8 protein-coding genes are annotated in these 9,343 nt (G+C 74.0%); 1 reads left to right on the forward strand and 7 read right to left on the reverse strand.

The genetic code is table 11. From position 1 onward, the window contains the following. From ACFV4G_RS22415 to ACFV4G_RS22445, 7 genes are all read right to left on the reverse strand, one after another. Positions 1 to 1,487, reverse strand: a 1,487-nt coding sequence (locus tag ACFV4G_RS22415) for a polysaccharide deacetylase family protein (RefSeq protein WP_380443060.1), incomplete at its 3' end; no start/stop codon positions are given. A gap of 28 nt (positions 1,488 to 1,515) precedes the next feature. After that, positions 1,516 to 2,106 carry a hypothetical protein gene (locus tag ACFV4G_RS22420; RefSeq protein ID WP_380443062.1) on the reverse strand — a complete coding sequence of 197 codons (591 nt, stop codon included), beginning with the start codon at positions 2,104 to 2,106 and terminating at the stop codon, positions 1,516 to 1,518. Positions 2,107 to 2,300: 194 nt separating this feature from the next. Then, positions 2,301 to 2,861 (reverse strand): NAD(P)/FAD-dependent oxidoreductase, encoded by a 561-nt coding sequence (locus ACFV4G_RS22425; RefSeq protein WP_380443064.1) that lies wholly within the window; start codon positions 2,859 to 2,861, stop codon positions 2,301 to 2,303. Positions 2,862 to 2,963: 102 nt separating this feature from the next. After that, complete coding sequence (locus tag ACFV4G_RS22430) at positions 2,964 to 4,319, reverse strand: GH1 family beta-glucosidase (RefSeq protein WP_380443066.1); 1,356 nt, start codon at positions 4,317 to 4,319, stop codon at positions 2,964 to 2,966. Between the two features lie 46 nt (positions 4,320 to 4,365). After that, a complete protein-coding gene (locus tag ACFV4G_RS22435; RefSeq protein WP_380443068.1) occupies positions 4,366 to 5,208 on the reverse strand; it encodes a carbohydrate ABC transporter permease in 843 nt (280 codons plus the stop codon). Continuing rightward, positions 5,205 to 6,152, reverse strand: a complete 948-nt coding sequence (locus ACFV4G_RS22440; RefSeq protein WP_380443070.1) for a carbohydrate ABC transporter permease — start codon at positions 6,150 to 6,152, stop codon at positions 5,205 to 5,207. Before ACFV4G_RS22440 ends, ACFV4G_RS22435 begins: the two co-directional genes overlap by 4 nt. A gap of 1 nt (position 6,153) precedes the next feature. Beyond that, on the reverse strand, positions 6,154 to 7,455 hold the full coding sequence (locus tag ACFV4G_RS22445) for an ABC transporter substrate-binding protein (RefSeq protein ID WP_380443072.1): 1,302 nt from the start codon (positions 7,453 to 7,455) through the stop codon (positions 6,154 to 6,156). A 137-nt stretch (positions 7,456 to 7,592) separates the two neighbouring features. Between ACFV4G_RS22445 and ACFV4G_RS22450 the strand changes: the two genes are divergently transcribed. Then, positions 7,593 to 8,864: an ROK family protein gene (locus ACFV4G_RS22450; RefSeq protein ID WP_380443074.1), complete on the forward strand. Its 1,272-nt coding sequence runs from the start codon at positions 7,593 to 7,595 to the stop codon at positions 8,862 to 8,864. Positions 8,865 to 9,343: the final 479 nt, after the last annotated feature.

The following is a 9,343-nucleotide window of genomic DNA, read 5'->3' on the forward strand; positions in this document are numbered from 1 at the left end:
TCGATGTGCTGCCAACGGCCGAGCAGGCCGCCGGGGTTTAACACATTGGGGTTGCCGGAGAGGGCGCCGACCGCGGGGTCGGCGAACGGCTGGACGAGGTGGCGGACGGCGTCGGGCTCGAAGACCGTGTCGCCGTCGACCATCACCAGGAGCTCCGCGCGGGCGGCCGCGATGCCGGTGTTGAGCGCGGCGGGCTTGCCCGCGTTCTCCTGCCGGATCACGCGCGTGTAGGGGAGGCCGAGCGACTCGACGAGGTCGGCGGTGCCGTCGGTCGAGCCGTCGTCGACCACGATCAGCTCCACGGGGTGGTCGGAGGCGAGCAGCGAGCGCAGCGCGGCCTCGATCCCGGCGGACTCGTTGTACGCGGGCACGATGACGCTGACCGGTTCGGTGACGGGCGGTCCCCACGGGCGGCGGCGCAGCCGCCTGTGCCGGCGGGCGGCCACCAGGACGGCGACGGCCCGCAGCACGCTGATCGCGCCCGCCGCCCACAGCAGCCAGCCCAGGACGGTGAGCACCCAGTTCCCACTCCGGAGGATCCAGATCAGGGCGGTTCCCTGGAGACGGTCGGCGGTTCCGGCCTGGCGGACGGGGTCGGACAGGCCGACGGCCTGGCTGACGGTGGCGAAGCGCAGGCCGCGCGACGTGAGTTCGGGCAGCAGGGTCCTCAGGGCGGCCACGGTCTGCGAGCGGTCCCCGCCCGCGTCGTGCATCAGCATGACCTGCCCGGGGCCGCCCGGGCGGTCGTCGAGCGCCTTGAGGATCTGCGGGATTCCCGGCCGCTGCCAGTCCTCGCTGTCCTGGGTGGTGAGCACGGTCAGGTAGCCGGAGCGCCCGGCCTGCTGGACGGCGTCCCACTCGCGGTCGTCGAGGGCGTCCGCGCTGGAGGAGTACGGCGGCCGCAGGAGCGAGCTCGTCACCCCGGCGGATCCGGCGAGGGCGAGCTGGGTCTCGCGCAGTTCCAGCGAGCGGCGCCAGGCGGGGGCCGGGCCGAGGTCGGTGTGGGTGAAGGTGTGCACGCCGATCTGGTGGCCCTCGGCGACGATCCGCCGGATCAGGTCGGGATGGGCGGCGGCCTGGGTGCCGACCACGAAGAACGTCGCGTGCACCCCCTCCTTGCGCAGGACGTCGAGGATCTGCGGCGTCCACGTCGGGTCGGGGCCGTCGTCGAAGGTGAGGGCGACGGTGCCGGGCCCGGGCGCGGCGCTGCGCGGCTGCGGGCCCGCGGTGTCGATCACCGGACCGCCGTCGCGGACGGCTGCCGGGACCGCGTCCGCGGCCGTGGGCGTGGCGGCCTGGTCGGGGCGGTCGTCGAAGCTGTGCTGGGTGTAGCCCTGGAGCGCGAGGGCGCCGGTGAGCGTCAGCAGCAGGGCGGTCAGCAGGAGCCAGTGGGTGCGCAGCGGGCGCTGGCGGACCACGCCGCGCCGGCCTCGGCGGGCGGACGCGCGGGTGGGGGCGGGTGTTCTTCGTCGGCGGGCGGTGCTCATCGTGCGGCTCTCGGTGGGTGGGTGGAGGTCACTGCTTGTTGGGGTGGCCGTTCGGGTTCCCCGGCGGGGCGCTGGGGCGGCCGTGCCCGGGGGTGGGGCTCGGGTGCTCCGACGGCGTGGCAGTCGGGGCCGGCGCCGTGGTGGCCGTCGTGGCCGTGGGGCCGGCGGGCGCGCTCGGCGCCGCAGGGCTGGTGGCCGACGGGTGCTGGACGCTGACCGGGGTGACGGCCCGCGGGTGGGTGGGCGCCGCGCTCGGGTGCTCGCTGGGTGCGGCCGCGGCCACCGGCCCGGCGGTGGGCGCGTCGGACGGCGTGGCCGTCGGGTCCGGCGCGCTCGGCGCCGGCGGCTGGGGGAGCGGCAGGAACGGCGCGTTCACCGTCGGGCCGCCGAGCAGCGCGCTCGCCAGCAGGGCCAGGTACCCGCCGGCCGGTACGGCCAGTGCCACCCCGAGGCGGCGGATCCTGCGCTGGCGGCGGCCGGAGGAGTCCACGAACACGGGCGGGGGCGGCGGCTCGGCGTCGGAGACGGCGGGCAGTTCGACGGTGGCCTCGCCCGCTCCGTCCCCGGTGAACGGGACGTGTTCGGCGGTCGGCCACGGTTCGTACGGTGTGACGGGCACGGTGTCGGGTCCAGGTCTTCTCGGTCCACAGGGCTGTCAGGGCCGCACCTACGGGTCACGGGTGAGCCGACGGTGCACTGGTCGTGATCTGTTCAGCGCCGGGAGCCGGAGTTCCGTCACACCCTCCCCGCCGGATTCCGCCTTGACGCCCGGGCCCGGCGGGGAACCGGGACGGAACCGGGGTTCGTGCCGGCTCAGCGATCCGTCGGAGCGCTCCCCGCGGCCGAGTCCTTCCCGTCGGCGCCGACCACCAGGCGGGCCCGGAGCTCACGTTCGCCCTGCGGCGTCGACGCGCGCACCCCCACCGTCCGTCCGCCCTCCTGGATCAGCCCGGTCACCTGGTGGCCGAGGAGCAGATCGACGCCGGGGGTCTGCCCCGCGCGGGACCTGATGATCGGGTCGAGGGTGCTGCGCCGCACGTTGTACCCGTACGGCAGCTCGGGGCCCGGTGCGGCGCCCGGTTCGATCCAGCCCCAGCGGGTGTACCAGCGGGCCTCGTTGCGGACGGCCCCCGCCTCCTCCAGGGCGGGTATGAGGCCGAGCTCGTCCAGCACCGGGTAGGCGTTGGCCGTGAGGGAGTGGGTGCACAGGACCTTGTACGCCCCGGGGTCCGAGCGGCGTTCCAGCAGGGCGACACGGACTCCGCGCCGGGCGAGCAGGATCGCCGCGGCGCTGCCGGCGAGGCCGGCTCCGCTGATGACGACGTCGTAGTCGTGTTCCGTGTAGTCGTGTTCCGTGCTTCCGGCTCCGGTCATCTGCTGATGTCCCCCTTCGGAGTGGCGCTGTTCGTGGCGGTGGTGCAGTGCCACTGCTCCCAGGAACGTGAATCGCTGTCAAGTCCCTTTGACCGGAACGCTTCAGGAATCCTCCCGGCGGCGCGTCCGGTGGGCCGCGATGAGGTCGGCGTACGTGCGGCCGCTGGTCTTCACGGTCCGCCGCTGGCTCGGGTAGTCGACGTGGACCAGGCCGAACCGCTTGTCGTAGCCGTACGCCCACTCGAAGTTGTCAAGCAGAGACCAGGCGAAGTACCCGGCCGGTGCCGCTCCCCGGGCGGCGGCGCGGGCGCAGGCCGCGAGGTGGTCCCGGAGGTAGGCGGTGCGCTCGGGGTCGTGCACGCTGCCGTCGGGGGCGACGGTGTCGGGGTAGGCGGAGCCGTTCTCGGTGACGTAGATCCGCCGGACGCCGTAGTCGTGGGTCAGCCGCAGCAGCAGCTGTTCGAGGCCGGAGGCGTGGACCTCCCAGGGCATGGCCGTGTGGCGGGGGTTGGGGCCGGGCAGCTGGCGGAAGCGGGGGGCGGGGCCGTGCGGGTCGTCGGCGACGACCTGGCGGAAGTAGTAGTTGAGGCCGAGCCAGTCGAGGGGCGCGGCGATCAGCTCCAGGTCCCCGGGGCGGACGGGCAGGTCGACGCCGTACTCGGCCCGCATGTCCGCCGGGTAGCCGCGGCCGAGGACGGGGTCGAGCCACCAGCGGTTGACGTGGCCGTCGGCGCGGGCGGCGGCGGCCCGGTCGGCCGCGGAGCGGGTGGCGGGCTCGATCGGGCTGAGGTTGTTGACGATGCCGATCTGCGCGCCGGGCACGGCCGAGCGCAGGGCCGCCAGGGCCAGGCCGTGACCGAGGTGTAGGTGGTAGGAGGCGCGGACGGCGGCGGTGAGGTCGGTGAGACCGGGCGCCATGGTGCCGTCCAGGTGGCCGATCCAGGCGGAGCAGAGGGGTTCGTTGAGGGTGGCCCAGTGGGTGACGCGGTCGCCGAGGCGTGCGCCGACCACCGCCGCGTACTCGGCGAAGCGCTCGGCGGTGGAGCGGGCCGGCCAGCCCCCGCGGTCCTGCTGGGCCTGGGGCAGGTCCCAGTGGTAGAGCGTCGGGAACGGGACGATGCCGGCGTCGAGGAGGCCGTCGACGAGGCGGTCGTAGAAGTCCAGCCCGGCCTGGTTGACCGTGCCGTCCGCCAGCGGCACGACGCGCGGCCAGGCGATGGAGAACCGGTAGGCGTCCAGGCCCAGGCGGTGCATCAGGGCGACGTCCTGCGGCCAGCGGCGGTAGTGGTCGCAGGCGGTGTCACCGGTGTCGCCGGCGGCGATCCTGCCGGGGGTGTGCGAGAAGGTGTCCCAGATGGACGGTGCGCGTCCGTCCGCGTCCACCGAGCCCTCGATCTGGTAGGCGGCGGTGGCGGCACCGAACAGGAAGTCGGCGGGCAGGTCGCTGAGGTCGGTCACGGGTGTGCCTTTCGGCGAGGGGGTGTCCGGCGGGCCGGAGGTGTGGTCATTTGACGGCGCCGGCGGTCAGGCCGGTGACCAGGAAGCGCTGGAGCAGCAGGAATCCGGCGACGACGGGCACGCTCACCACCAGGGAGGCGGCCATCACCTGGTTCCAGTAGACGTCGCTGAGGGTCGCGTAGCCCTGGAGGCCGACGGCCAGCGTGCGGGTCTCGTCGTCGGTGAGCACCGAGGCGAAGAGCACCTCGCCCCACGCCGTCATGAAGGCGTACACGGCGACGGCCACGATGCCGGGGAGCGCGGCCGGGACGACGACCCGCACCAGCGCCCGCACCGGCCCGCACCCGTCGACCAGGGCGGCCTCGTCCAGGTCGCGGGGGATGGAGTCGAAGTACCCGGCCAGCATCCAGATCGAGAACGGCAGCGAGAAGGTGAGGTAGGTGAGGATCAGCCCGCCGCGGCTGCCGTACAGGGCGATCCCGGTCGCGTTGCCGAGGTTCACGAAGATCAGGAACAGCGGCAGCAGGAACAGGATGCCCGGGAACATCTGGGTGGACAGCACCGTGACGGTGAACAGGCGGCGGCCGCGGAAGCGGTGGCGGCTGACCGCGTACCCGGCGAGGATCGCGACCAGGATCGAGCAGACGGTCGAACCACCCGCGACGATCAGCGAGTTGACGAGGTACCGGCCGAGCGGCACGGTGCGCCAGATGTCCGCGTACGGCCGGAGCGTCACGGTGCTGGGGATCCAGCGGAACGGGCCCTGCACGTCCTGGAGGGGTTTGAGCGAGCTGGAGACCATCACCAGGACCGGCGTGGCCGCGAAGACGGCCAGCGCGGCGAGCAGCACCCTGCGCAGCCACCGGAACGACGCGGGCGCCCCGATCATCGCGCGCTCCTTCGGCGTGCGGTGAGCAGCAGGTACACGGCCGTCACCAGCAGGAGGAAGAGCAGCAGGAGCACCGACATGGCGGAGCCCGCGCCGAAGTTCCAGGTGACGAACGAGGACTGGTAGACGTGCACGGAGACGAGGTCGGCGGCCTCGGGGGCGGACCGGCCGAACAGCAGGTAGGGCGTGTTGAAGTCGTTGAACGTCCACAGGAACAGCACGAGCACCAGGACGCGGTTGACCGGGCGCAGCGACGGCAGGGTGATCCGGCGGATCTGCTGCCGGATGCCGGCGCCGTCCAGGGCGGCCGCCTCGTACAGCTCGCGCGGGATGTTCTGGAGGCCGGCGGTGACGGTCAGGAACGCGAACGGCCAGCTGCGCCAGACGGCGACGGTGACCAGGGCGGCGAAGCTGTTGCCGCCGAGCAGCCAGAAGGGCTTGTCGTCGACGAGGTGGAGCTGGTCGTGGAGGACGTGGTTGAGCAGGCCGGTGTCGCGCTGGAACACGAACGACCAGGTGATGACGGCCGCGTACACCGGCAGCGCGTAGGGGAGCAGGAACAGGGCGCGCAGGAGTCCGCGGCCCCGGAAGGCGTCCTGGAGCAGGATCGCGGCGGTGGTGCCGATCAGCCAGGACAGGCCGACGGTCAGGACGGTGAAGGCGCAGGTGATCCCGAAGGAGTGGAGCAGCGCACGGCCGACGGGCGCGTTGATGTCGACGGTCGTGCGGTAGTTGGCGAGGCCGGTCCAGGGGGCGGCGGACCAGTCGCGGATGGTGAACTGCGTGAGCTGCTTGAGGCTCATCGCCGCGCCGACGACCATCGGTGCGAGGTGGACGAGCAGTTCGAGGAGCAGGGCGGGCAGGAGGAGGACGTAGGGCAGGGCGGCGCGGCGGCGGGCGCTGCGGTCGGGCGGGGCCGGACGGGCCGGTGGCGTGGTGGTCACGTCAGTGGGCCGGCATCTGCTGCTGGGCCTTGGCCAGTTCGGCCCTGACGGTGTCGTCGGTGGGGGGTTTGCCCGCGGCGGCGGCGCCCATGAGGTTCTTCACGGCGGTGCCGACCAGCGTCTCGAACTGGCTCTCGTCCGGGACCTGGGGGAGCGGGGCGGCGCTGGTCCTGAGCACGTCGGAGAGGGTCTTGAGCTCGGGGGTGGCGAAGGCCGGGTCGTTCTGGGCGTCCTTGACCGGCGGGATGGAGCCGTAGGCCCGGTTGAGCCGGATCTGTTCGTCCGTGCCGGTCATGAACGTCACGAACTTCAGCGCGCCGTCGGTGTTGTGGCTGCTGCGGAGGACGGCGAGGTTGATGCCGGCGGCCATGGAGGCGGTGGCGCGGTCCCCGGTGGCGCCGGCGGGCGCGGGCAGCGGGGCGACGGCGTAGTCCTCGGGTTTCATGCCGTGCGAGGCGAGGTTCGCGCCGGCGGACTGCCACATCAGCATCGCGGCCTTGCCGGTGGCGAAGTCGGTCACGGACTGGTTGTTGGCGTACTCGGCGTTGCCGGGCGCGGCGATCCGGTCGGTGCCGAGCAGCCCCACGTACCGTTTGACGGCGGCCACGGTCCCGGGGCCGTCGAAGGTCGGCTTTCCGGTGGCGTCGAAGAAGTCGGCGCCCTGCTGCTTGGCGAGGGTGAAGGCGTGGTGGACGTCCTCGGTGGGGCTGCCGCCTTCGAGGGCGAGGCCGTAGCGGTCGCCGGCGGTGAGCCGGTGCCCGTCGGCGATCAGATCCTCCCACGTCGTCGGGGGGTGGTCGATCCCGGCTTCGGCGAACAGCTTCCTGTTCCAGTACAGGCCGTAGGCCATGGAGTAGAGCGGGACGGCGGCGGGGTCCTTGCCCGCGGCTCCGGTGGAGGCGAGGGCGGAGGGCAGGAAGCGGTCCTTGCCGCCCGTCTTCTCCATCGCGGCGGCGTCGAAGGGCAGCAGGGCGCCGGTGGCCTGGAGCGAGGCGGACCAGGTGTTGCCGATGTTGAGGACGTCCGGCCCCTGGCCGGAGGTGGTCGCCGTGAGGATGCGGTTGAGCAGGTCCGACCACGGGACGACTTCGAGCTTCACCTTGATCCCGGTCTGCTGCTCGAACCTCTTCAGCTCCGGCTCCAGCACCTGGCGGTCGTTGTCCAGGCTCGTGCCCTGGTTGGACGCCCAGTAGGTGAGGGCGGCGGGGCCGGTGTCCGCGCCCTCGCCGCCTCCGCAGGCGGTGGCGGCGAGGGCCAGGACGGCGGCGAGCGAGGTGACCGCGGCGGTGCGGCGTGCGGGCATGATGGTGGTGCCCCTCTCGGACAGGGTCGGGCGGACGCGGTCGATTGCCTTGAGCGGCGAAGTACCCTGTACAGCGGCTTACTTCAAGGCGTGATTTAACGACCGGGGGAGCCGTCCGTCAAGCGAGGGGACGAGGAATGATGGAACCGGGACACAAGGGCGTGTCCGCGGCCGGGCGGGCCGGGAACACGGTGCGGGACCTGCGCCGGGGCAGCCGGTCGGCGGTGCTGCGGAGGCTGTACTTCGACGGGCCGCTCAGCCGTCAGGAACTGGGCGCGCTCACCGGCCTCAGCGCGGGCTCGGTCAGCAACGTGACCGGCGAACTGCTGGCGGACGGCCTGGTCGAGGAGTGCGGTTCGGTCGGCTCCGACGGCGGCCGCCCGCGCACCATGCTCCGGGTCGCCCCGGGCCGCGCCCGGCTGGTGGGCGTCGACGTGGGCGAGACCCAGGTCCGGGTCGCCCTGTTCGACCTGGCCCGCGCCGAACTCGCCGCCGCCGACCAGCCGTTGTCCGACCGGGGCCGGGACGTCGGCCGGGTGGCGGAGCTGATCCTCGCCGGGCTGGCCGACGTGCTCGACCGCACCGGCACGGCCGCGGAGCAGGTCCTCGGCGTCGGGATCGGCGTGCCCGGGATCGTCGAGCAGGGCGCCCCCGGCACGGACGGGCCGCACGTCGTCGTGCACAGCCAGACCCTGGGCTGGGACGCCGTCCCCCTCGGCCGCCTGCTGCGGGCCGGCACGGACCTGCCGCTGTTCGTCGACAACGGCGCCAAGACGCTCGGGCAGGCCGAGATGTGGTTCGGCGCGGGCCGCGGGGCCCGGCACGCGGTGGTGGCACTCCTCGGTTCGGGCGTGGGCGCCTGCGTCATCGCCGACGGCGCGCGTTTCCGGGGGGCCACGAGCAGTGCGGGGGAGTGGGGGCACACCAAGGTGCACGTCGGCGGACGCCGCTGCCGCTGCGGTGCCCGCGGCTGCCTGGAGGCCTACGTCGGGGCCGGGGCGCTGGTCGAGCGGTGGGGCGCCGCGGCGTCCCGCCGGGGCGAGAAGTCGGGCCTGGCCGCGTTGCTGGCCGCCGCCGAGGCCGGGGACCCGGGGGCGGTGGGGCTGCTCGACGAGGCCGCCGAGTACCTCGGGGCGGGGATCGCCGATCTCGTCAACCTGTTCAATCCGGAGCGGATCGTGATCGGCGGCTGGGCCGGCCTGCTGCTGGGCCCGCGGCTGCTGCCGGGCATCCGTGCCGCCGCCGGCGAGTACGCCCTGCGGTTCCCGTGGGAGCACACGCTGATCGTCCTCGGCACCCTGGGGCCGGAGGCGGTCACCCTGGGGGCCGCCACACTGCCGCTGTCGGACTTCCTGGATTCGGGCGGGCAGGCCCGGGCCGGTGCTCAGCTGACCGACACCACCGCATAGTTCACGGTGTGAGGAAAGTCTGGTCGGAGGGTTGACAGTGTACGACGGCGGCCCGGAGACTCCCCGTCAGGGATGTCGCCGGGCTCGGCCGGCCGACCGGGTGACACCCCGACCCCGCTCTCCGGCACCCCCCGATCGCGCGGCTCGGCGAGCCCGGCCCCGGGGCCCGGGCGCGCCCCCCCGCGCCCCCACCCCCCGTCTGGGGTGGGGCGCGCCCCCGGGGCCCTGGCCCGCGCCCCCCCCCCGCCGGAGCCCCCACCCACCTCACCGAGGGGCATGCCCATGAGGCGTTCTTCAGCACGCCGACGTACGGGACTGGCCATGGCACTGGGCCTGTTCGCGTTACTCGCACCGGCCGTCGCGCCATCGGCGCCGGGCGCCGCCCCCCCGGCCCGGGCCGCGGCGAGGGCGGGCGCGGGAGTGGGGGGCGCGCACTCGCGCGGGGGGGCGCGCGGGCGCGCCGGCTCCCCGCAGATAGA

The sequence above is a fragment of the Kitasatospora sp. NPDC059747 genome, assembly GCF_042732955.1.
Taxonomy (GTDB): domain Bacteria; phylum Actinomycetota; class Actinomycetes; order Streptomycetales; family Streptomycetaceae; genus Kitasatospora.